Origin of the sequence: Streptococcus sp. D7B5, from assembly GCF_029691405.1 — a bacterium.
Classification (GTDB): domain Bacteria; phylum Bacillota; class Bacilli; order Lactobacillales; family Streptococcaceae; genus Streptococcus.
The window spans coordinates 1,064,944-1,089,341 of sequence record NZ_CP121467.1; the positions used below are offsets into that span (position 1 = coordinate 1,064,944).

General features: G+C 42.1%; 10 protein-coding genes. 3 read left to right on the top strand and 7 right to left on the bottom strand.

The window, feature by feature from the left end:
* Nucleotides 1-56 precede the first annotated feature (56 nt).
* The 3 genes from P8P68_RS05255 (at nt 57) to P8P68_RS05265 (ending at nt 1,478) form a co-directional block, all read left to right on the top strand.
* A complete protein-coding gene (locus tag P8P68_RS05255) occupies nt 57-467 on the top strand; it encodes an HIT family protein (protein WP_125384974.1) in 411 nt (136 codons plus the stop codon).
* A gap of 9 nt (nt 468-476) precedes the next feature.
* Nucleotides 477-755: a hypothetical protein gene (locus P8P68_RS05260; RefSeq protein ID WP_125384973.1), complete on the top strand. Its 279-nt coding sequence runs from the start codon at nt 477-479 to the stop codon at nt 753-755.
* 69 nt (nt 756-824) lie between these two features.
* A complete protein-coding gene (locus P8P68_RS05265; RefSeq protein WP_278275716.1) occupies nt 825-1,478 on the top strand; it encodes a hypothetical protein in 654 nt (217 codons plus the stop codon).
* Between the two features lie 79 nt (nt 1,479-1,557).
* Here the strand turns inward: P8P68_RS05265 and dnaJ are convergent, their stop codons facing one another.
* The 7 genes from dnaJ to P8P68_RS05300 all read right to left on the bottom strand — a co-directional run bounded on the left by dnaJ (nt 1,558) and on the right by P8P68_RS05300 (nt 24,393).
* Nucleotides 1,558-2,712 carry a molecular chaperone DnaJ gene (gene dnaJ / locus P8P68_RS05270; RefSeq protein WP_278275717.1) on the bottom strand — a complete coding sequence of 385 codons (1,155 nt, stop codon included), beginning with the start codon at nt 2,710-2,712 and terminating at the stop codon, nt 1,558-1,560.
* A 361-nt stretch (nt 2,713-3,073) separates the two neighbouring features.
* Nucleotides 3,074-4,897 (bottom strand): molecular chaperone DnaK, encoded by a 1,824-nt coding sequence (gene dnaK / locus P8P68_RS05275; RefSeq protein ID WP_042902036.1) that lies wholly within the window; start codon nt 4,895-4,897, stop codon nt 3,074-3,076.
* A 253-nt stretch (nt 4,898-5,150) separates the two neighbouring features.
* Nucleotides 5,151-5,666: a nucleotide exchange factor GrpE gene (gene grpE / locus P8P68_RS05280; RefSeq protein WP_000046057.1), complete on the bottom strand. Its 516-nt coding sequence runs from the start codon at nt 5,664-5,666 to the stop codon at nt 5,151-5,153.
* A gap of 26 nt (nt 5,667-5,692) precedes the next feature.
* Nucleotides 5,693-6,727 carry a heat-inducible transcriptional repressor HrcA gene (gene hrcA / locus P8P68_RS05285; protein WP_247924448.1) on the bottom strand — a complete coding sequence of 345 codons (1,035 nt, stop codon included), beginning with the start codon at nt 6,725-6,727 and terminating at the stop codon, nt 5,693-5,695.
* Nucleotides 6,728-7,047: 320 nt separating this feature from the next.
* On the bottom strand, nt 7,048-11,655 hold the full coding sequence (locus P8P68_RS05290) for an LPXTG-anchored SHIRT domain periscope protein (protein ID WP_278275718.1): 4,608 nt from the start codon (nt 11,653-11,655) through the stop codon (nt 7,048-7,050).
* Nucleotides 11,656-12,015: 360 nt separating this feature from the next.
* Nucleotides 12,016-14,328 (bottom strand): G5 domain-containing protein, encoded by a 2,313-nt coding sequence (locus P8P68_RS05295; protein WP_278275719.1) that lies wholly within the window; start codon nt 14,326-14,328, stop codon nt 12,016-12,018.
* 75 nt (nt 14,329-14,403) lie between these two features.
* Nucleotides 14,404-24,393: an isopeptide-forming domain-containing fimbrial protein gene (locus P8P68_RS05300; protein ID WP_278275720.1), complete on the bottom strand. Its 9,990-nt coding sequence runs from the start codon at nt 24,391-24,393 to the stop codon at nt 14,404-14,406.
* Nucleotides 24,394-24,398 lie beyond the last annotated feature (5 nt).

The following is a 24,398-nucleotide window of genomic DNA, read 5'->3' on the forward strand; positions in this document are numbered from 1 at the left end:
ATCTGGTATAATGTAGCTATATTATATCAAAATTCAATACAGTAGAGGTGGATTTTATGTCAGATTGCATTTTTTGTAAGATCATCGCAGGGGAAATTCCTGCTTCAAAAGTATACGAAGATGAGCAGGTTCTTGCCTTTCTTGATATCTCTCAAGTAACGCCTGGGCACACCCTCATTGTACCCAAAGAGCACTATCGCAATCTTTTAGAGATGGACGCTACCAGCGCCAGCCAACTCTTTGCCCAAGTACCAACAGTGGCTCAAAAAGTCATGAAGGCTACCAAGGCTGTTGGCATGAATATCATTGCCAACTGCGAGGAAATCGCTGGTCAAACGGTCTTTCATACCCATGTACACCTCGTACCTCGCTACGGTGCAGAAGATGACCTCAAGATTGACTTTATCGCCCACGAACCTGACTTTGACAAACTTGCCCAAGTCGCTGAAACCATTAAAAACGCTTAAGGAGATGCCATGAAACTATCAAATCTACTGCTATTCGCAGGAGCTGCTGCTGGAAGTTATTTTGTCGTAAAAAATCGCCAAGCCATTCAGGATGAAGTGCTAGATACAACTGACCGCGTCCAAGCTATCAAGGATGATTTGGATATCATCCAAAACAGCCTACAAATCATCGACCAACAAAAAGCCCTTATCAAGGAATACCAAAAAGATTTAACCTACAAATTCAAAGTTTTAGAAAAAGATTTCCAAACCAGAATGGCGATCCTCCAAGAAGAAAAACAAGTATAAGAAAGCCTCCAACTTTCCTTAAATCCATTTTGGGTTACTAGATTTGAACAGAAAAAGGAGGCAATGAAAATGAAACAGTTTGTAAAAGTTCTAGCGAAGGTCATCGCGATCCCTTGCGGCTGCCTCTGCCTGCTTGCAGCCCTAGCATTTCTACTAGTGGCCAATCTTTTCAAGGCTTCACCGAGTGACATCCGTGAGGGGAATGAAGCCTTAAAACAAATCTTTATCTCTCTTGACATGCCTCCTAAGAAAGTAGAATCAAATGGAAGGTATCAATTTGAGGGTGGAGGCTTACATTTTTATGTTACTTTCTCTGATGATGTCATCAATAGCCACCCCGTCCTAAAAGAAAGTCCAAAACTCACCAAAAACCGACTCGAAGTCTATGTCCTCCAGACAGGAGAGATTTCCTACTATAAAGTAGGGGACAACTTGTTCAATCACGGTTTAATACAATTTTTAAAGGAGGAGGGCGAGAAGTATTTCCAAGAAAAAGGAAAGAAATTTAACCCTAATTACTCACTTCTCTTTTGGAATGATCAAGAAAGTCTTAAAAAGGGAATTGCATTCTATGAAAAAGCTTTGACCTTAGTAGATATTCAGGATAATTCGGCGATTAAGCGCATTGACACCGTCACCGTTAAGCCTGGAAAGGAAGAGGAATTCAAGCAACTCATTCAGGAGATGGATACTGCTGGCTTGCTCACTCAAAAGTATAAATAGTAGACTAATTGGAGAATGATTGCTCGATGCTAAATTTCCCAAGATTATACAAAAAAAGAGCCAATCGGCTCTTTTTACTTTATTCTCCTTCAAAGGCATCTTTTATATGGTCAAAGAAGCCTTTTTTCTTCGGATTGACTTTCAAGTCACCTGCAGCTGCGAACTCTTTAAGCGCTGCTTTTTGGCGGTCGTTCAAACCTGTCGGAGTCACGACATTGACTGTAACGTATTGGTCACCAACAGCACCACCACGAAGGCTCGGTGCTCCCTTGCCACGTAGGCGGAATTTCTTGCCAGTCTGAGTTCCTTCTGGGATAACCAATTCAACATCTCCATGAACAGTTGGAATTTCCACAGTATCTCCAAGAGTAGCTTGGACGATATTAAGATTTAACTTGTAGAAAATAGTTGTTCCTTCACGTTCAAATTTATCACTGGCTTCAACAGAAACCACCACGTACAAGTCCCCGTAAGGTCCACCGTTAAAGCCTGCTTCACCTTGACCAGCGAGGCGGATTTGTTGGCCTGTTTCCACACCAGCAGGGATTTTTACATGTACGCTATGAGCTTGTTTTTCATGCCCTGTTCCGTGACAAGTTGTACATGGATCTTTGATTTCTTTTCCGCGACCATGACAGACATCACAGGTTACTTGGCGACGCATCATACCAAGAGGAGTCTGCGTATCGACGTTAATGACACCAGCACCATGACAGCGTCCACAAGTGACTGGACTTGTCCCTGGCTTAGCACCAGAGCCATTACATGTACGACAGCTGGCTTCACGATTGTATTTAACTTCTTTTTCCGTTCCGAAGATAGCTTCTTCAAAGGTTAAGTTCACACGATACTGGAGGTCATCCCCTTGACGAGGAGCGTTTGGATTGCGTGAAGCTCCTCCTCCTCCGAAAAAACTTGAGAAGATATCTTCAAAACCACCGAAGCCACCTGCTCCGTCAAAGCCACCAAAACCACCAGCACCACCAAAGCCACCAGCACCACCAAAGCCACCGTTGGCACCCGCAGCACCATACTGGTCGTAGGCTGCACGTTTTTGGTCGTCACTCAAAGTCTCATAGGCTTCTTGAACTTCCTTGTATTTTTCCTCAGCGCCAGGCTCCTTGTTGATATCTGGGTGATATTTTTTCGAAAGCTTACGATAAGCCTTTTTGATCTCGTCTGCCGAAGCGTTTTTCGACACCCCCAGACGATCATAAAATTCAGTATTGTTCATACAAGATACCAAGACCGTAAAATTCGACTGAAAAATAGGAAATCTGACGCTGGAGCGATGCTCCTAGACAGATTTCTCTTTTTTCCGAGAATTTAGGTCGGGTTCAATTCCTTTCTTTTATATTGATGAGACAAAACCCAAACAAATCAGGTTCCATCCCTTTTTACCGAAAAACAGAGGCTGGGTTGCAACCTCTGGATTTCTTCCTATCATTACGACGTTCAAGTTTTAAAAATCAAACTAGTAATGCTAAATCGAGCACGCCCTAACCTCTTGGTGAAAAAGACAAATCTTCCTAGAAACTAAAGTTTCTGCGTCAGATTTCCTATTTTCACTGTGAGGTTTTTACGGGCTTTGCATCTTATTTTTCCGTAAACTCTCCGTCTACGACGTCATCGCCTGCGTTTCCTGTTGCTTGTGCGCCTTCTGCTCCTGCTTGAGCTTGTTGTGCTGCTGCGGCTTGTTCGTAAAGTTTAACAGCAAGTCCTTGAGCTTTTTCGTTCAAAGCTTCAAGTTTTGCTTTCATTTCGTCCAAGTTGTTGTCTTCTTGGGCTTTCTTAAGCTCATCAAGGGCAGCTTGTGCAGCATCACGTTCTGCATCGAAGCCTTTGCCTTCAGTTTCTTTGATTGTCTTTTCAGTCGCAAAGATAGCTTGGTCTACTTCGTTACGAAGGTCTACTTCTTCTTTACGTTTTTTATCTGCTTCAGCATTCGCTTCAGCATCCTTCATCATGCGGTCGATTTCTTCGTCTGTCAAACCTGAGTTAGATTGGATAACAATGGTTTGTTCTTTTTGAGTTCCAAGATCTTTGGCCTTAACAGATACGATACCGTTCTTATCGATGTCAAATGTTACTTCGATTTGTGGAATACCACGAGGTGCAGCTGGAATATCTGTCAATTGGAAGCGTCCAAGAGTCTTGTTATCTGCTGCCATTGGGCGTTCACCTTGAAGAACGTGGATATCAACGGCTGGTTGGTTGTCTGCTGCAGTTGAGAAGACTTGTGATTTAGATGTTGGAATCGTAGTGTTGCGATCGATAAGTTTTGTGAAGACGCCACCCATTGTTTCGATACCAAGTGACAATGGCGTTACATCAAGAAGGACAACGTCTTTCACATCACCAGTAATCACACCACCTTGGATGGCCGCACCCATAGCAACCACTTCGTCAGGGTTCACTGATTTGTTTGGTTCTTTACCAGTTTCAGCTTTCACAGCTTCTACAACGGCTGGGATACGAGTTGAACCACCAACGAGGATGACTTCGTCGATTTCTGACAAGCTCAAACCTGCATCTGAAAGGGCTTGACGAACTGGAACTTTTGTACGTTCTACAAGGTCACGAGTCAAATCATCAAATTTCGCACGAGTCAAAGTCATTTCCAAGTGAAGAGGTCCAGCCTCACCTGCAGTGATGAATGGCAAGCTGATTTGTGTTGAAGTTACACCAGAAAGGTCTTTCTTAGCTTTTTCAGCCGCATCTTTCAAACGTTGCATTGCCATCTTGTCAGTAGACAAGTCAATACCGTTTTCTTTCTTGAATTCTGCTACTAAGTGATCGATAATTTTTTGGTCAAAGTCGTCACCACCGAGTTTGTTGTCCCCTGCAGTTGACAATACATCGAAGACACCGTCACCCAATTCAAGGATAGATACGTCAAATGTACCACCACCAAGGTCGAATACCAAGATTTTTTCTTCTTTGTCAGTCTTGTCCAAACCGTAAGCAAGAGCTGCTGCAGTTGGTTCGTTGACGATACGTTCTACTTCAAGACCAGCGATTTTACCAGCGTCTTTAGTTGCTTGACGTTGAGCATCGTTGAAGTAAGCTGGAACTGTGATAACTGCTTTGGTTACTTTTTCACCAAGGTACTCTTCAGCGTAACCTTTCAAGTATTGAAGAATCATAGCTGAGATTTCTTGTGGAGTGTATTCTTTTCCATTTGCAGAAACTTTTTCAGAAGTTCCCATCTTAGATTTGATAGAGATAACAGTATCTGGGTTTGTTACTGCTTGACGTTTTGCAGCATCACCAACGATGATTTCTCCGTTTTTGAATGATACTACAGATGGAGTTGTACGGTTACCTTCTGGGTTTGCGATGATTTTGCTTTCAGTTCCTTCAAGAACTGCAACTGCTGAGTTTGTTGTACCTAAGTCAATACCGATAATTTTAGACATGTGTTTTTCTCCTTAAATTTTATATTCTTTTTTCTTTTTGATACTCTTCTTAAGTGGCGACGCCGTCAGAGCTTGACTTCGTCAATCTCTTTGACTAAACTTTGAGCCTCAGGTCTCAAAGTTTGCGAAAATATCGCCACGGCGAAGAGTATCGCCTTTGGTTCGCTACGCTCACTATTGGTAAAGCCGAACCGTTTCTTATCTTTCTTTCATAGTTTATTGTCGTTTCGGACAGGTTTTTAAGTTCTCTAGCCTAGTTATAAACTACTACCATGGCTGGGCGTAGGATGCGGTCATGGAGTTTGTAGCCTTTTTGGAAGACTTGGGCGATGGTATCTGCTGGGTGTTCATCGTCTGCTGGGAGAGTTTGGATGGCCATATGGTAGTTATGGTCAAATTCACCGTCAGCTGCGATTTCTTCGATTCCTTCTTCTTTCAAAGCGTGAATTAAGCTCTCTTGCACCATCTCCAATCCTTTTTTGACATCGTCTGTCAAACCTTCAACGGCTAGTGCACGTTCTAAGTTGTCGAGCGATGGTAAGATTGCTTTTGCCAGGTCTTGGCTACGATAACGTTGCAAGTTTTGACGCTCTTCGTTGGCACGGCGTTGGATATTTTGCATTTCTGCATGAGCGCGAAGGTATTTGTTTTCGAACTCATCCGCACGTTCATTTGCCAAGTCCAACTCAGACTTCTCAGGAGTTGTTTCTTCAGTTGTTTCCACAACTTCCTCTTCTTTCATTTCTTCGTTTTTTTTATCTTGGGCCATTTTCGCCTCCTTTATTGATTTCAAAATTAATTTACTTCGTAATGATTGCTGCTGAGGTAGCGATAAAAATCTGTCAACTTCATCGTCAAAACACGATTGACCACATTGACTTGGTTGACCAATTGCTGGTAATCCAGGTTGACTGGACCGATAATCGCCAAAATTCCAAAACCTCGATAAGGAATAAGGAACTTGCTACTAATCACCGCCAAGTCAGCTAGACAGGATTCCTGACTGTCCGCAACACGGACATTTTGCATTTGATCTTCATGCAGACCCTCACGAATCTCCAGAGCCACTTTTTGCGGTTGGTCAAAGAACTGATAGGCTGCTAGATTGGCAAAATTCAAGAGATTGACTTTGCCCGACACCACAATGTTTTCGTTGAACATTTCTTTAAAAATGTGTTCAAAGAGATCCATGACATTGTCCGTTGTTGTAAAGTAACGCTGGATAATCTGCGGAATCTCCGTCCGAATCTTGTAATGAATGTCCAGAACAGTGTGACTGAGGAAACGTTCCTGAATGATGCTTTTCAGTTTCAGCAAATCTTCCTGCAAGAAGTTCCTTGGAATCAGAAATTGACTGGTAACCGTTCGGGACTCGTCTAGGGTAAATACTGCCAAGGCGGTATGTTGTCCCAAAACAACGATATCAAAGGCTGTCAACCGTTGCCTGCTCGGCTCAACATCCAGCGCCACTACTGTACAGCCGCTCAGGTCTGTCAGTAGATTAGCAGCCTCTTGCAGAATATCCTCCAATTTGAAGAATTCCTGATCAAAGGCTTTGACAATCTCATATACCTCATTTTCAGCCAGTCGGTCAAAATCCAGTGAGTGTTTCACATAGTACTGAAAACCAGCAACACTTGGCATCCGACCGCTTGAGGTATGAGCCTTCTCAAGCAAACCCTGCTTCTCTAGAGCTGCCATGTCATTACGAATGGTAGCACTACTAGAATTAATAGACTCTTGTAGCGCCTTGGATCCGACAGGTTCGTGCGTTTTGGTAAAGATGTCAATAATCAGATTTAAAATATCCTGCTGACGCTCTGTAACCATCTCATCACTCCTCTCCGTCCAATCGATTAGCACTCGATACATCCAAGTGCTAATTCATGATTCTATTATACACCCTTAGAAGAGAATGTCAAGACAAAAACTCAAAAATTTAGCACTCTTTTGCCAAGAGTGCTAAAAATCAGTCTGAAGACCTAGAATCTTACTTCTCATATACTTGGCATTTCCTTTTAAGTCTGAAAAACCATAGATTAGATAAGAAATTAAACAAGTGTATAAAACGAAAAAGAGAGAACGATTTCTCGTTCTCTCTTCTTAGGCTCAGGAATTAAGAAGTCATTTTGTTATTTCCTAAGAGTAGCTTAATCTTTCTTGCGAAGGATAAAAGCGGCTAGGCTTGCAAAGGCAAGACCAATGATTGAAAGAAGACCAGATACTGCTGAACCCGTGTTTGGTAACAAGTTCTGCTTTTGACTACTTCCTTCTTCTGGTTGACTATTATTTCCAGAATCTTTAATTGGGGCCGGAGTGAATTCCCAGGTGCCTACGAAGTGTGCGTCTGCTCCATTGATGATTTCAGATGTCTTGTCATAAGACTTGAAGCTCCATGTGCCTTCTGCTGTCTTAACCTCTGTTTGACTTGGTTGCGTTGGCGTTGCTTGACTGCCATCTTTCAAGTTTGTTTGGTCTGCTGGAAGCAAGGCTTTCACTTCTTGTGGAAGTTCTTTGCCTGGAGTTCCGCTAACAAACTCGTGAACTGCTTTATGAGTCACTGTTGGAACTGGAGTTGCTGTAAATTCCCATGTACCTATAAACTTAACATCTGATCCATTAATTGTTTCCGATGTTTTATCGTAGGACTTGAAGCTCCAGGTACCTTCTGCTGTCTTAACTTCTGTTTGACTTGGTTGCGTTGGCGTTGCTTGACTGCCATCTTTCAAGTTTGTTTGGTCTGCCGGAAGAAGAGATTTCACTTCTTGTGGAAGTTCTTTACCTGGAGTTCCGCTGACAAACTCGTGAACTGCTTTATGAGTCACTGTTGGAACTGGAGTTGCTGTAAATTCCCATGTCCCTATAAACTTAACATCTGATCCATTAATTGTTTCCGATGTCTTATCGTAGGACTTGAAGCTCCATGTGCCTTCTGCTGTCTTAACTTCTGTTTGACTTGGTTGCGTCGGAATCGCTTGGCTACCGTCTTTCAAGTCTGTTTGGTCTGCTGGAAGCAAGGCTTTCACTTCTTGTGGAAGTTCTTTACCTGGAGTTCCGCTGACAAACTCGTGAACTGCTTTATGAGTCAGTGTTGGAACTGGGCTTGCTGTAAATTCCCATGTCCCTACAAACTTAACATCTGAACCGTTGACAGTCTCTGAAGTCTTGTCATAGGACTTGAAGCTCCATGTACCTTCCGAGGTCTTAACTTCTGTTTGACTTGGTTGTGTTGGTGTTGCTTGGCTGCCGTCCTTCAAGTCTGTTTGATCTGCTGGAAGCAAGGTTTTCACTTCTTGTGGAAGTTCTTTACCTGGAGTTCCGCTGACAAACTCGTGAACTGCTTTATGAGTCACTGTTGGTGCTGGGGTAAATTCCCAAGTACCGATAAAGTGGGCATCCGCTCCATTGATGGTTTCTGATGCCTTGTCATAGGACTTGAAGCTCCACGTACCTTCTGCCGTCTTCACTTCTGTTTGACTTGGTTGTGTTGGTGTTGCTTGGCTGCCATCTTTCAAGTTTGTTTGGTCTGCTGGAAGAAGGGCCTTCACTTCTTGTGGAAGCTCTTTACCCGGAGTTCCGCTGACAAATTCGTGAGTTGCCTTATGAGTCACTGTTGGCGCTGGAGTGAATTCCCAGGTACCGACGAAGTGGGCATCCGCTCCATTGATGGTTTCTGATGCTTTGTCATAGGACTTGAAGCTCCATGTACCTTCTGCGGTCTTCACTTCTGTTTGACTTGGTTGAGTCGGAGTCGCTTGACTACCGTCTTTCAATTCTGTTTGGTCTGATGGAAGCAAGGATTTCACTTCTTGCGGAAGTTCTTTTCCTGACGTTCCGCTGACAAATTCATGTGTTGCCTTGTAAGTTGGTGCTGGGGTAAATTCCCAAGTACCGATAAAGTGGGCATCCGCTCCATTGATGGTTTCTGATGCCTTGTCATAGGACTTGAAGCTCCACGTACCTTCTGCCGTCTTCACTTCTGTTTGACTTGGTTGTGTTGGTGTTGCTTGGCTGCCATCTTTCAAGTTTGTTTGGTCTGCTGGAAGCAAGGTTTTCACTTCTTGCGGAAGTTCTTTACCTGGAGTTCCACTGACAAATTCGTGTGTTGCCTTGTAAGTTGGAGCTGGGGTGAATTCCCAAGTACCGACAAAGTGTGCGTCCGCTCCATTGATGGTTTCTGAAGTCTTGTCATAGGACTTAAAGCTCCATGTACCTTCTGACGTCTTCACTTCTGTTTGGCTTGGTTGAGTCGGAGTCGCTTGACTACCGTCTTTCAAGTCTGTTTGGTCTGACGGAAGCAAGGTTTTCACTTCTTGTGGAAGTTCTTTTCCTGGCGTTCCGCTTACAAATTCATGTGTTGCCTTGTAAGTTGGTGCTGGGGTGAATTCCCAAGTACCGACAAAGTGGGCATCCGCTCCATTGATGGTTTCTGATGCCTTGTCATAGGACTTGAAGCTCCACGTACCTTCTGCCGTCTTCACTTCTGTTTGACTTGGTTGTGTTGGTGTTGCTTGGCTGCCATCTTTCAAGTTTGTTTGGTCTGCTGGAAGCAAGGTTTTCACTTCTTGCGGAAGTTCTTTACCTGGAGTTCCACTGACAAATTCGTGTGTTGCCTTGTAAGTTGGAGCTGGGGTGAATTCCCAAGTACCGACAAAGTGTGCGTCCGCTCCATTGATGGTTTCTGAAGTCTTGTCATAGGACTTAAAGCTCCATGTACCTTCTGACGTCTTCACTTCTGTTTGGCTTGGTTGAGTCGGAGTCGCTTGACTACCGTCTTTCAAGTCTGTTTGGTCTGACGGAAGCAAGGTTTTCACTTCTTGTGGAAGTTCTTTTCCTGGCGTTCCGCTTACAAATTCATGTGTTGCCTTGTAAGTTGGTGCTGGGGTGAATTCCCAAGTACCGACAAAGTGGGCATCCGCTCCATTGATGGTTTCTGATGCCTTGTCATAGGACTTGAAGCTCCATGTGCCTTCTGACGTCTTCACTTCTGTTTGACTTGGTTGCGTTGGAGTCGCTTGGCTTCCATCCTTCAAGTCTGTTTGGTCTGCTGGAAGCAAGGTTTTCACTTCTTGCGGAAGTTCTTTACCTGGAGTTCCACTGACAAATTCGTGTGTTGCCTTGTAAGTTGGAGCTGGGGTGAATTCCCAAGTACCGACAAAGTGTGCGTCCGCTCCATTGATGGTTTCTGAAGTCTTGTCATAGGACTTAAAGCTCCATGTACCTTCTGACGTCTTCACTTCTGTTTGGCTTGGTTGAGTCGGAGTCGCTTGACTACCATTAGACAAGTTCTTTTCTGTTGCTGGAAGCAAATCTTTCACTTCTTGTGGCAACTCTTTACCTGGCGTTCCACTGACAAATTCATGGTGTTTTTCGTAAAGAAGAGCAGTGCTCACCTGATTAGAAGGAGCTGATAAGTTATCAACATGCAAGGTTACAGTGTTGTTAATTTTTTCAGGTCCCTTTTCTTCCACTTTTTTGTTTGTAGTAGTATTATAAGTTACAATGATTTCAGCAGAAGAATTTGCTTTTATGTATTCAGGTGTCATTTTAACAGTAACAGTTTGACCATTCTTTTCAATAGTATAATCACGCCCTTCCTGTAGAGTCACTCCACCTGATTCCACTTTAAGTCCTTGATAATCAAGGCGCTCATCAAAATTCTGAACCATTTCGATAGATGAAGGCGCTGCTAAAAGATCTTTACCTGGAACCGGAATTTTAAAGGTAGCCTTATAAGTTACATCCTGCCCCTCTTTAGCTGGAATCTCTGTAGGATCAACTTCTAGAACAGGGCTCGGATCAAGTTTTTCAACATATAGACCAAAGACGGCCGAAGCAACCTCTGTTGATGAATAAGCAAAATTCATCCTATTACTATTCGATCGAAGGGCGAAACCAGAGATATTGTTCTCAGAATAGCTACCACTTGTAATCTGAGTCGCAATCCAAGCAGTTCGTTCTCCTTGGTCTTCCTGTTTCAAAACATTGGCATTGTTCATCAGACGAAGATTAACATCATTTTGATAACCTTTAATATAGAAGGTTTCCTTCAAGTTGTTTGCATCCATTGCATCGATATCCGTTGGTTTCATGACCAACTTCAAATCTGTCTCTGAACCATCTGCATAACTCAACTCGGCTGTTACATCAGCATCAATCCAAAATGCTTTATTCATGATGTAGTCATGATTCGCATCTACGTAAGGAACATTACCAATTTCAAAAGCACTACTTTCCCATAATTCAGAAATTGAGAAAAATTCAACAGTAGATTTTTGAGTACTATTCATTTCAGACTCTGCTTGAGCAGTGTTTAGATAGTGAAGAGTTACCTTATTGAATTTTAAGTAAGCATCTACTTGCTTACCATTAACTGTCCCAATATTTGTGAATTTTAGAGAAAGAGGATTTTCAAAAACTTGATCCTGCTTTTTACTTTTATCTACTTTAAGAGTAAAGTTCTCCATCTCGCCTGGATAGGCACCACCCCAGAGATATTCATAGTGGGGATTCGATAAATGAAACTGATCAACAGCCTGTGATTTAGATAAAACACTAAAATTGTTGATGTTCAAATTAAACTTACGAATATCCAAGGTTGAGATATCCGTTCCATTTTTTATTTCTTCTAAAGCCGCATAAGATTGAAGCGGAAGAAGAAAAATAGAAAAAAGTAAAACGACTAGTCCGAGAAAAGCCTGTTTTTTTCTACTGAAAATAGTAGAAAAAGGCATTCTCATGCGATATTTCCATTTCATAATGTACCTCCAAAACTAAAAATGATTATTTGATCATTTCAAAAGAAATATTCATCTCATTCTAACACAAAGAAAGGGAAATTGAAAGCAGATATAAAAAAATATTTACTTTTTTGTATTTCCAGATTGTCAATTTTCGGTGAGAATAATTAAAATATCAAAGTTTCAGAACAGGCGTTTACACTATGTAAATAGCTGTTTTATTGTTGAACCTATTATCACTCCATGAGTTTCATAACGTACTCAAACTACACATAAACATTAATATATTTAATTTTTTATAAAAAAGAACCCAAGAATAAATTCTGGGTTCTTTTTAGTATTTCTCGTACAAAGATGCTTTTGTACAATTAGAGAGCCTTAGTCTTTCTTACGAACGACAAAGCCGACTAGACCGGCGATAAATAAACCAATCATTGAAAGAAGACTGGTAGAAGCTGTACCTGTGCTTGGTAGAACTTTCTTATCTTGGCTTGCAGTTTCTTCTTTCTTAGTGCTTCCAGATTGGTTCCCTGTTGTTGCAGTATCATTCTTATTACCGTTGGTTGTTGTAGAAGCTACTTTCTTAGTTCCAACTTCAACAATCTCATCTACTGCTGGAGTAGTGATTGTGTTTGATTTCTCAACACGACCTGTTTCAACGCCATCTGTGTAAGTCACTGTATAAACAATGGTGCGAACACCCTTCTTACCAGCAGCTTTCACTTGACGACTGCCTTCTGGAAGGTCTGCGTTCTGCACTTCTTTGACTTGGAAAGCAACTTCTTCTGTCTTGGTTTCTTCCTTAGTCGTTACAACTGGGGCTACTACTTTCTTAGTTCCAATTTCGACAATCTCGTCTACTGCTGGAGTAGTGATTGTGTTTGATTTCTCAACTCGACCTGTTTCAACGCCATCTGTGTAAGTCACTGTATAAACAATGGTGCGAACACCTTTCTTACCAGCTGTCTTCACTTGACGACTTCCTTCTGGAAGATCTGGATTTGTTACTTCCTTAGTTTGGAAAGCAACTTCTTCTGTCTTAGTCTCTTCCTTAGTCGTTACAACCGCTGCTTTCTTAGTTCCAACTTCGACAACTTCGTCTACTGCTGGAGTAGTGATTGTATTTGATTTCACCTCGCGGCCTGTTTCAACGCCGTCTGTGTAGGTAACTGTGTAAACAATGGTGCGAACACCCTTCTTACCAGCAGCTTTTACTACACGAGTTCCTTCTGGAAGTTCAGAATTTGTGACTTCCTTAGTTTGGAAGGCAACTTCTTCTATCTTTGTTTCTTCCTTCGTTGTAACTACTGGAGCTACTAATTTCTTAGTTCCTACTTCAACGATCTCATCTACTGCTGGAGTGGTGATTGTGTTGGATTTCTCAACACGACCTGTTTCAACGCCGTCTGTGTAAGTGACAGTTTCAACAATGGTACGAACACCCTTCTTACCAGCAGCTTTTACTACACGAGTTCCTTCTGGAAGTTCAGAATTTGTGACTTCCTTAGTTTGGAAGGCAACTTCTTCTGTCTTTGTTTCTTCCTTCGTTGTAACTACTGGAGCTACTAATTTCTTAGTTCCTACTTCAACGATCTCATCTACTGCTGGAGTGGTGATTGTGTTGGATTTCTCAACACGACCTGTTTCTACTCCGTCTGTGTAAGTGACAGTTTCAACAATCGTACGAACACCTTTTTGGCCAGCTGTTTTCACTCGGCGAACACCTTCAGCTAAGAGTGCATTTTCAACCTCACGAGTCTGAAAGGCAACTTCTTCAGTTTTAGTTACTTCCTTAGTAGTTACAACTGCTTTCGCACCTGTATAGGTAACCTTGTTTTTTGCAGCTTTCTTAGTCTTGCGTGAAACTTCTTTACGAGATTTTTCAACACCATCCACTTTTGTCACTTCATAAGTGACTTCATCGATACCTTCTTCACCTTCTTCAACACGCGTTTGACCTTTATCCAGTGCTGGATCTACTTTCGTTTCTTCTTTGAAAGCAACTTTTTCCTCCACAGTCACTGTTTCTTTGGTTTCAACACCTGTTTTCTTAGTTCCAACTTCGATGATTTCTTCTACTGGTTCTTTAATTACTGTTTGGTTCTTTCTATCACGTTTTTTCTCAACGCCATTTACCAAAGTAACATCCCAAACAACTTTCTTCTGACCTTTTTCTCCCGCTTGTTTTACCTTTCGAGTACCTTCAGCGAGGTCTGCATTGTTTTCTGTCCGAGATGGGTAAGGAATCTCCTCAGTAGTTGTGACTTCTTGATGTTCTTCTTTTAAATCTCCCCCAGTGAGAAGTGCCTCAGCCTTAGCTTTTAAAGAATTGTAGCGAGCTTCAAGCGCCGCAAAACTTTTTTGACCTTCTGGACTCTTCATTGCCTTCTTTGCAGTCTCAAAAAAATTCTTTGCTTCTTCTACATCACCCTCTAGGAGTTCTTTATTATCCTCATCTGGACTATTTGTAAAATCCTTAATTGAAGATTCTATACTATCAAGCATTCTTTTGAAAGTATTTGCAATACTTCGCTCTTGGCCATCTGGAATTTCTTCATCTTCCGCTGGTGTCTCTTCCGCATGCACTGTTGGAATTTGATACAAGTCGGGAGCTACATGATAAGTTGCTACTCCAAGTGCATTTAAAGCAAGTATAGAAATTCCTAACTTTAATAATTTTTTTCTACTCATTATTCTTTCCTTAACACTTTCAATATACAGTAAGGAGAAGAGTAAAATTTTCTACTCTCCTCTTACTATATGATACTAACGTTCAGCTTTACGCTTCCAAAATAGAAGTCCAGCAAGTCCTAGAGCTAGGGCTGCAAGTACTCCAAAGATTGAAGATCCTTCAGAACCTGTATTTGGCAATGTTTTCTTAGGTTCTGCTGGAGGAACGGTTCCACCTGGTGGCGGAGTTTGTGGTTTTTCTGGTGTTGGTGGTGTTGGTGGGAACACCACAACTTTGTTGGTAGTTTTTGGCTTTGGATTATGGTTAAAGCTTACTTCAGCTGTATTTGGTACACCACCAGTGAATTTTGTAAAATCTGTTCCTTCTTTGAAGTTAGTGTAAAGTACAAGACGTACGGTACTTCCCTTCAAGGCTTCAAGAACATCCTTATCGCTGATTTCAAAAGTCACAACATTGCTAGTTTCATCGTAAGTAACAGTAGCAATTGCTTCTAAATCTTTACCTACTAATTCACCGCGGTCATTTGAAACTTTAGACAATTTATCAATAGCTGCTTGAAGCTTGGTTTGAGCTTCTTTTAGTTTCTTGATTTCATTTTCAAGTTTCTCTTGTTGTTGTTTCTTATCAGCTGGTGCCAATTCTGATTCTTTTTCAGCTGGTGCTTGAAGTTTAGCCAAGTTTTCTTCAGCTGCTTTCAACTCTGCTTCCAAGCTTGCAAGATCTTGACTTGGCTCGCTAGTTGCAGGTTTCTTATCTTCTGATGCAGAAGAATCAGATGTAGCTGGAGTTGTTTCTTCAGCAGCTGTTGCTGGAGTTGTAGTTTCAGCTGGTTTAGCTGGCTGCGCTGCCTTAGCTGCTTCCAACTTCGCTTTCAATTCAGCTACTTTAGCTTCCGCTGCCTTGAGTTCTTCCTTCTTACCTGTCTCTGTTGAAGTCTCTTCTGTTGACTTGCCTGTCAAAGCTTTGAGTTCTTTCTCAGACTGTTCAAGTTGAGCTTGAAGAGTTGCTTTGATCTTGTCAAACTGAGCATTTTCAACTTTAAGAGCGATACGGTCTTTGTTGACTTTCAAGACTGAATCGATTTTATCAGTGATCGTAAAGCTAGTCAAGTCTGTCTTGATAAGACGACCATATTGATCCTTCTTAGCATTTCCGTTTTCATCTACTGGATCTGTTGGAACCGGTGTAGTGATATCGAAGCGGAAGGTATCTAAAGCGTTTGGTAAGTGGTAGTCTTTATCAGGTTTAGATCCATCTTCTGGCCCAACTGTCTTAGCAGGTTCACCTGGTGTTGGATCTGTTGGTTTTTCTGGGTCACGCGGTTTCACCGTTACTGGTTTTGTTTCCTTGCTGCCAGATTGACCATTCGCATCCTTGAAGTTGACAGTTGCTTTGTTTGGTACCAATTGGTCCTTATAAGCTTTCAAATCGCTATTCGCTTTGAGTTTAGCTGGAATATACAATTGGATTTCTTTGAAACCTTTCAATCGAGCGAAATCTTTCACTTTCACAGTGACTGTATTTCCCTTAACACTTGTTTCAAGGGCACCATTTGCATCACGACCATCCACATAGGCTACTGGCGTATCAGCGATTGCCAAGACCGGTTCGAGTGTATCTGTGACTGTGAACTCTTTGTACTTATCAATATCTTTTGGCAAAGTTGTATTGACATTATACATGTATGGTGCGTCGTATTCCACATCCAAGTGGTCCAAGGTACGATTAATCTTCTTAGAAATTTCTGGTTCTGGTTCTTTTGGAACGATTACCGGAACTTTATTCGAATCTTTGTGTAGCCCTGGTTTGTGTGGGAACTTCGCGTCATAAGAAGCTGTATTTGGAACAGTGAATCCACGATCTGTTAGATATGGAGTCAAATCAGCTCCCGCTTTAATCTTCGCAGTGAAGCTCAATTCAACTGCTTGACCACCATTTGCTTTCACTTGCTCTTTTGTAAGTGTCAAGGTAATGGTTTGACCGTCTACCTTGATTTGGCTAGCCTCAAGCGCTTGACCATTCAAGCTCGCGTTTGCTGAACCTGCATAATCAAGAACAGATTCAAGTGTATCACTTACACTGAAGGCTGTCGCATCTGTTGGAACACTTGTTTTCACGTTGTAGGTGAAGACTTGATCACGATCAGCGAGGGTTTCCTCAGCTTTCGTGTTGACATCTTTCTTGATTTCTGGCTCTTCTGGAGTCGGTGGAGTTACTGGAACTATGTTAGAATCCTTAGTGAAGCCTGGTTTGTTTGGAAGATCCACCTTGTAAGCTGCCTTGTTCGGAACCTTGATTGACTTATCTTCTGTTACATAATCAGACAAGTTAGCACCCGCTTTGATCTTAGCGTCGAAAGTTAATTCAACAACTTGACCAGCACTTGTTTTAGCTTGTTCTTCTGTAAGAGTCAAGGTAATGGTTTGACCTTCTACCTTGATTTGGCTAGCGTCAAGAGCTTGACCATTCAATTTAGCACTTGAAGTTCCTGCGAACTCAAGAACATCCACTAGTGTATCCGTTACCGCGAAGGCTGTCGCATCTTGCGCTACTGTTGTTTTCACGTTGTAAGTGAAGACTTGGTCACGTTTGTCAAGAGTTTCAGCTTCTTTGCCGTTCACATCTTTCTTGATTTCTGGTTCTTCTGGTGTTGGTGGCGTTACTGGGACTTCATTAGAGTCTTTCGTAAAGCCTGGTTTGTTTGGAAGATCTGCCTTGTAAGCTGCCTTGTTAGGAACTTTCACAGTCTTATCTTCTGATAGGTAAGCAGACAAGTTCGCGCCGGCTTTGATCTTAGCGTCGAATGTTAATTCAACTGCTTGACCGCCATTGGCTTTGACTTGTTCTTCTGTAAGCGTCAAGGTAATGGTTTGACCTTCTACCTTGATTTGGCTAGCGTCAAGAGCTTGACCATTCAATTTAGCACTTGAAGTTCCTGCAAATTCAAGAACGTCTACTAGTGTATCTGTGACTGAGAAGGCTGTCGCATCTTGCGCTACTGTTGTTTTCACGTTGTAAGTGAAGACTTGGTCACGTTTGTCAAGAGTTTCAGCTTCTTTGCCGTTCACATCTTTCTTGATTTCTGGCTCTTCTGGTGTTGGTGGCGTTACTGGGACTTCATTAGAGTCTTTCGTAAAGCCTGGCTTGTTTGGAAGATCTGCCTTGTAAGCTGCCTTGTTAGGAACTTTCACAGTCTTATCTTCTGATAGGTAAGCAGACAAGTTCGCGCCGGCTTTGATCTTCGCGTCGAATGTTAATTCAACAACTTGACCAGCACTTGTTTTAGCTTGTTCTTCTGTAAGAGTCAAGGTAATGGTTTGACCTTCTACCTTGATTTGGCTAGCGTCAAGAGCTTGACCATTCAATTTAGCACTTGAAGTTCCTGCGAACTCAAGAACATCCACTAGTGTATCCGTTACCGCGAAGGCTGTCGCATCTTGCGCTACACTTGTTTTCACATTGTATGTGAAGACTTCATCACGTTTTGCGAGGGTTTCTTCTGCCTTACCGTTCACATCTTTCTTGATTTCTGGCTCTTCTGGTGTTGGAGGTGTTACTGGGACTTCGTTAGAGTCCTTGTGCACACCTGGTTTATGTGGGAAGCTTGCGTCATAAGAAGCCTTATTCGGAATCTGTGTACGGCCGTCTTCCTTCACATATGCGGACAAGTTCGCGCCAGCTTTGATCTTCGCGTCGAATGTTAATTCAACTGCTTGACCGCCATTTGCTTTCACTTGTTCTTCTGTAAGGGTCAAGGTAATCGTTTGACCTTCTACCTTGATTTGGCTTGCATCAAGAGCTTGACCATTCAAGGTCGCACTTGATTTACCTGAGAACTCAAGAACATCTTCGATCTTATCGGTTACGCTGAAGGCTGTCGCATCTTGCGCTACACTTGTTTTCACATTGTATGTGAAGACTTCATCACGTTTTGCGAGGGTTGCTTCTGCCTTGCCGTTCACATCTTTCTTGATTTCTGGCTCTTCTGGTGTTGGAGGTGTTACTGGGACTTCGTTAGAGTCCTTGTGCACACCTGGTTTGTGTGGGAAGCTTGCGTCGTAAGAAGCCTTATTCGGAATCTGTGTACGGCCGTCTTCCTTCACATATGCAGACAAGTTAGCGCCAGCTTTGATCTTCGCGTCGAATGTTAATTCAACTGCTTGACCGCCATTGGCTTTCACTTGGTCTTCTGTAAGCGTCAAGGTAATGGTTTGACCTTCTACCTTGATTTGGCTAGCCTCAAGAGCTTGACCATTCAATTTAGCACTTGAAGTTCCTGCGAATTCAAGAACGTCTACTAGTGTATCTGTGACTGAGAAGGCTGTCGCATCTTGCGCTACTGTTGTTTTCACGTTGTAAGTGAAGACTTGGTCACGTTTGTCAAGAGTTTCAGCTTCTTTGCCGTTCACATCTTTCTTGATTTCTGGCACTTCTGGTGTTGGTGGCGTTACTGGGACTTCGTTAGAGTCCTTGTGCAGTCCTGGTTTGTGCGGGAAGCTTGCGTCATAAGAAGCCTTATTCGGAATCTGTGTACGACCGTCTTCCTTCACATACGCTGACAAGTTCGCACCAGCTTTTATCTTCGCGTCGAATGTTAATTCAACTGCTTGACCGCCATTGGCTTTGACTTGTTCTTCTGTAAGCGTCAAGGTAATGGTTTGACCTTCTACCTTGATTTGGCTAGCGTCAAGAGCTTGACCATTCAATTTAGCACTTGAAGTTCCTGCAAATTCAAGAACGTCTACTAGTGTATCTGTGACTGAGAAGGCTGTCGCATCTTGCGCTACTGTTGTTTTCACGTTGTAAGTGAAGACTTGGTCACGTTTGTCAAGAGTTTCAGCTTCTTTGCCGTTCACATCTTTCTTGATTTCTGGCTCTTCTGGTGTTGGTGGCGTTACTGGGACTTCATTAGAGTCTTTCGTAAAGCCTGGCTTGTTTGGAAGATCTGCCTTGTAAGCTGCCTTGTTAGGAACTTTCACAGTCTTATCTTCTGATAGGTAAGCAGACAAGTTCGCGCCGGCTTTGATCTTCGCGTCGAATGTTAATTCAACAACTTGACCAGCACTTGTTTTAGCTTGTTCTTCTGTAAGCGTCAAGGTAATGGTTTGACCTTCTACCTTGATTTGGCTAGCCTCAAGCGCTTGACCATTCAATTTAGCACTTGAAGTTCCTGCGAATTCAAGAACGTCTACTAGTGTATCCGTTACCGCGAAGGCTGTCGCATCTTGCGCTACTGTTGTTTTCACGTTGTAAGTGAAGACTTGATCGCGTTTGTCAAGAGTTTCAGCTTCTTTGCCGTTCACATCTTTCTTGATTTCTGGCTCTTCTGGTGTTGGAGGCGTTACTGGGACTTCGTTAGAGTCCTTGTGATATTTCGGATTGTGATCGATGTCGTAAGAAGCCTTGTTTGGAATTTCAGTCTTACCATCTTTGGTTACATAAGCAGACAAGTTTGCATTATCTCTAATCTTAGCCTTGAAATTCACTTCAATAGACTTACCAGCATCTGCTTTTACAGAAGCTTCTGTAAAGGCAACTTTGATCACTTGGCCAGAAATTGTTACTGTCGCCTTAGATCCTGCATCCTCACCATCAAGTTTAACAGTAGCTGAAGCATTCTCACCAACAAATTCTAGAACTTCTTTCAACTCGTCTGCCATCTCAAACACAGTTGCATTGGCAGGCATTGTTGTTTTCAAAGTATAAGTAAATTCTTCATTACGTTTTGCAAGATCGTAACGTTCTGCTCCGTTTACTTCCTTCTTAAGCTCTGGAGTTGTTGTTGGCGGTGGAGTGACAGTGACTGGTTTTGATTCTTTCTTAGAATCTGGATTGTCATTAATGATGTAGCTAGCAGTATTTGGTACTACTGGCTTGTCTTTTGCTTCATTTGGATAAGCAGTCAAGAGAGCATCGAAAGTGATGCCGTCTTTAATCTTGGCATTGAATGAAACTTGTACAGCTTTACCAGCATATTGTTTCACTTGCTCTTTACCAAATGTGACCGTCAAACGTTGACCTTCTGTTGTTACAGTGAGGTCTTGAACAGCTTGGCCATCAACAGTGACCGTTGCTTCTCCTTCAAATGCCAATTCTTTGACGATATCATCTGAAATGGTGAAGGTATCTGCCACATGTGGAACCGTTGAGTCAATCGTATAAGTAAAGATTTCTGATAACTTACCAAGATCTGCGTGTTCCTGACCATTCACCTTCTTCGTGATTGGTGGTGGTGTAACAGTGACCGGCTTGGTTTCTTTCTCACCTTGTTGGTCATTCTTGTTGGTGTAAGTAATCTTAGCTTTGTTCTCAATAGATGGAACAGTTGAGCCTTTCTTCACTTTGGCATGAATCACGAGCTCTACTTCTTGGTTACCGTAGTCACCCGCATTCGCAAAATCTTTCATCGTTGCAGTCACGGTTTGACCTTGAACTGTTACATCGAAGAATTTCGCTGCAGCTCCCTTGATTTCAGCTTGACCTGGAGTCAAGTTCTCATCCAAGGTATCCGTTACAACGAAGGACTTGTACGTTGTAATATCATTTGGCAATTTCGCTTTAATATTATAAGTAAAGTCGGTTTCCGCACCGATTGTTGCCTCTGTCAGTGTTTCGTTGATTTTCTTATCAACACCTGGTTCTGATGGAGGGGTTACGGTGACAGGTTTCGTTTCTTTTTCTCCGCTATGATCGTTCTTATCTGTGAAGCTGAACTTCGCAGTATTTGGAATGTTGATACGCGTCACTCCATCATTAATCTTAGCCGGAATAATCAATTCCACTTCTTGACTAGCAAGGTCTGTAGCCTTCGCAAAGTCCTTCATCGTTGCAGTCACGGTTTGACCCTCAACTGTTACATCGAAGAAGGCTGCAGCTGCTCCTTTGATAACTGGTTTGCTTGAAGTTTCATTGATAACTGACAAATCTCCTTCAAGTGTATCTGTAATCACAAATTTCTTGTAATCTGTAATATCTGTTGGAAGTTTTGTCTTAATGTTGTAGTTATACGCTTGACCTGTCGCGATATCTAAGTGATCAAGGGTTTCATTGATCTTCTTCGTTACAGGAGGTGGCGTTACGGTGACAGGTTTCGATTCAACTTCTTTCTCTACATTATTCTCATTTGTAAAGGAAATAGAAGCCTTGTTTTCAATGGTTGTACCTGTCACACCATTTTTAACTTTTGCAGGAATGACTAGTTCAACAGTTGAGTATTTTGCAAGTTCACCAAACTGACCATCCTTCACCGTTGCCGTAATCTCTTGGCCATTGGTGTGGATATCAAAGAGGGCCGCTGCAGAACCTTTAATACTTACGTCGCCTGCAAGTTCCAAATTAGCATCCAGTGTATCACGAATCACAAATTTCTTGTAATTGGCAACATCACTTGGTACTGCTGTTGTAATGTTGTAGTTGTATGGTTGCCCATCAAACGTTTGGAAGCTATCCAAGTTCTCATTAATCTTCTTATTAATAGAAGGTTCTTTTGGTTTTGGTGGTGTAACCGTTACTTCGTTAGATGTTTGTTTCACATCGTTCAAGATCACATCCGCTGTATTTGGTACTTTTACTTGACCATCTTTCTTGTATTTAGAAAGATCAGCACCTTTACGGATTTTCGCCTTAAAGGTTAATTCTACATATTGAATGTCTTTCACCTTACGGCGATTCACTTTACGAGTGATTTTTTCAAGATTAGTTTTGTCTAGTGTCAACGAAACGGTTTGACCTGAAACGGTTGTCGCACCTTTCAAATCAGCGTTATCTTTTCCACCGAGTTTTACATTCAAACTATCTGCTTGAACTTCTAACTCTGGAACAACTGTATCTGTCAGCGTAAAGTTGTCCGCAATACCTGGCCATGGAGCAGTCACCTTGTACTCAAAGAGTTCCTCTTCTGCTTTCAAATCTTCATGTTCTTTGTCATTAACCTTCTTCGTAATTTCTGTTACAACTGGAGGTTTCACGTAAACTGGATTTGAACGGCGAATGGTACTTGGTTTGGTATCTGTCTTGGCATGCGCATCTTGGTTTGGTTGATTGTCATCACCATTCCACATGATGTTCCCTTGGTTTAGGAGACCAAATCCATTACTTTCCTGAAGGAGAGCCATGAATTCTTTACTTGATTGATTATTGCGGTATTGTTCTTTCAAACGAACCTTAATGGTCATTTGAGCTTTCTTCAATACCAAGTAATTATAGTTGGATCCTTTAGCAGGAACATCCGCAACCACGACACTTTGAGGGTTGCCTTCTGAATCATCTTGACTAACTACACGAGTGGTCCATTTTTCTCCATTTGGTCCAGTAGCTGAACTTTCAACCACTTCCAAACGGTAGTCAAGTGGGTCTGTCAACATGACGTTCTTTTCAAATTCGTAGGCTACGTTATTGAAGTTGTAATCAAGAGTATAGGTGAACTCCTCTGCCTTGTCTGACAATTGTGCAGAATAGGCTTTTTTCTTTGTCAAACCAAGCGGGTCATCAATTTCTCCCAAGTCATTACTCTTATCTGCGTCGGTAATTCTCTTCGTGACACTTGGGTAACAGTACTCGAGTTTTTGAACTTCAACTTCTTCATTACGTCCACCAATCTTACGGGTTGTAAATTCACCTGTCTTGAAGACACCAGTCAATTCAGGGACTGTAATTGTTTCATTCGTTGGTGTGTAATCAGCTGGCGGATCAACTTCATCCTCTTCATTCGTTTCAGGAGCACGAGCCTCCTTACTCAAATCATAGTCAAAATTGTTATCTCCAGGGTTGAAGACACTATCGGGTACATAGATTGTGACATTGTCACCTTCTTGATTGATTCGACCACGAATTTGTTTTGATGGATCTGTGACTTTTTCAACAACTGTTTTACCATTGATTCGAACAGCATCAACCTTATATCCAGGTGTAACAGTGAACTCACCCTTGATGTCTTCCTTGATCAACGCTGCAGCTACCGATTCTAAAATTCGATTTGAGAACTTATCGATATCGCTTTGTTCATTAACATAGAAGGAAACGTTCTTTCCGTTTACAACCTTGTCTGGTGAAGCCATCGATTGAAGAGCATCATGGAAGATTCCTTGAACTGAACGGTTGTCCCCAATATTAATAGTGTTACCGAAACCATTTAGATAAGCTGGACCATATTGATAATATGGTTCAGTGAAATTATCAACACGTTCCCAGAAACCTACAACCACAGAACCTTCTGAACCAACCGCTGCTTTCAGCTGGTTACCTGCATCTCTCAACTCATTGGCACGACCAGTAATATCTTGAGCTGCTTCTGGATAGCTATCTACTCCCCAAGCACTATGGATATCCCACGTTCTTGTATAGCTCTTATCCATTACAACTGTGTTAGACCCTGGCAGACGGTAACCATTGGCTACTCCATCCGTTACCAGGAGGAAGACTGTCTTACGACCGTTTTCCATATTCCCTTTGACACTGTTGTACTGAGCGATCGTATCTTGAATGGCTGGAACAGTTGGAGTTCCACCATCAACTGCAATATTATCAATGAATTTATGAATTTCATTTTGATCGCTTGTTAAACCGCTATTCCCATAGGTATAGTGTTTACCAGTTGTATTCGGATCGGTAAATGTATCTGTAGGATTGCCACTGAAATCGTTATTATTAAAGTAACGCACCTGATCCAAACCTTGGTAAGAAGCTACGAAAACGCGGTCAGTTGTCCGAGAGTCGCCAGTCTTAACTAGATGAGGATCGTTCTCATTGTATTGTTCTGGACTCACATATGTTGTCAAACGCTTCAAAGCATTCTTAACACTAGGAATCGTTTTTCTAAATGATCCACTGGCATCCTGCAGGATAACCAAGTCAATTGGTTTACGTGGAACTGTCCATTGCGTCTTCTCCGATTTCTTTATCTTACGATAACATCCATTCTGGATAATTTCCGTATTATCTCCTACTCGAATTACCTCAGTTTCATCAGCCGCACCACGACCGAAACGTAAACTAGCTAATCCTAATGGCACAGAGAGAAACAGAATCGTAAACAGAATGGAGACCTTTTTAATGAAATCTCTCATAATTT

Excerpts from the sequence above, each read along its gene's own strand:
- P8P68_RS05255 (WP_125384974.1), top strand. The coding sequence starts at position 57 with ATGTCAGATTGCATTTTTTGTAAGATCATCGCAGGGGAAATTCCTGCT.
- dnaK (WP_042902036.1), bottom strand. The coding sequence starts at position 4,897 with ATGTCTAAAATTATCGGTATTGACTTAGGTACAACAAACTCAGCAGTT.
- hrcA (WP_247924448.1), bottom strand. The coding sequence starts at position 6,727 with ATGGTTACAGAGCGTCAGCAGGATATTTTAAATCTGATTATTGACATC.
- dnaJ (WP_278275717.1), bottom strand. The coding sequence starts at position 2,712 with ATGAACAATACTGAATTTTATGATCGTCTGGGGGTGTCGAAAAACGCT.
- P8P68_RS05265 (WP_278275716.1), top strand. The coding sequence starts at position 825 with ATGAAACAGTTTGTAAAAGTTCTAGCGAAGGTCATCGCGATCCCTTGC.
- grpE (WP_000046057.1), bottom strand. The coding sequence starts at position 5,666 with ATGGCCCAAGATAAAAAAAACGAAGAAATGAAAGAAGAGGAAGTTGTG.
- P8P68_RS05295 (WP_278275719.1), bottom strand. The coding sequence starts at position 14,328 with ATGAGTAGAAAAAAATTATTAAAGTTAGGAATTTCTATACTTGCTTTA.
- P8P68_RS05290 (WP_278275718.1), bottom strand. The coding sequence starts at position 11,655 with ATGAAATGGAAATATCGCATGAGAATGCCTTTTTCTACTATTTTCAGT.
- P8P68_RS05300 (WP_278275720.1), bottom strand. The coding sequence starts at position 24,393 with ATGAGAGATTTCATTAAAAAGGTCTCCATTCTGTTTACGATTCTGTTT.
- P8P68_RS05260 (WP_125384973.1), top strand. The coding sequence starts at position 477 with ATGAAACTATCAAATCTACTGCTATTCGCAGGAGCTGCTGCTGGAAGT.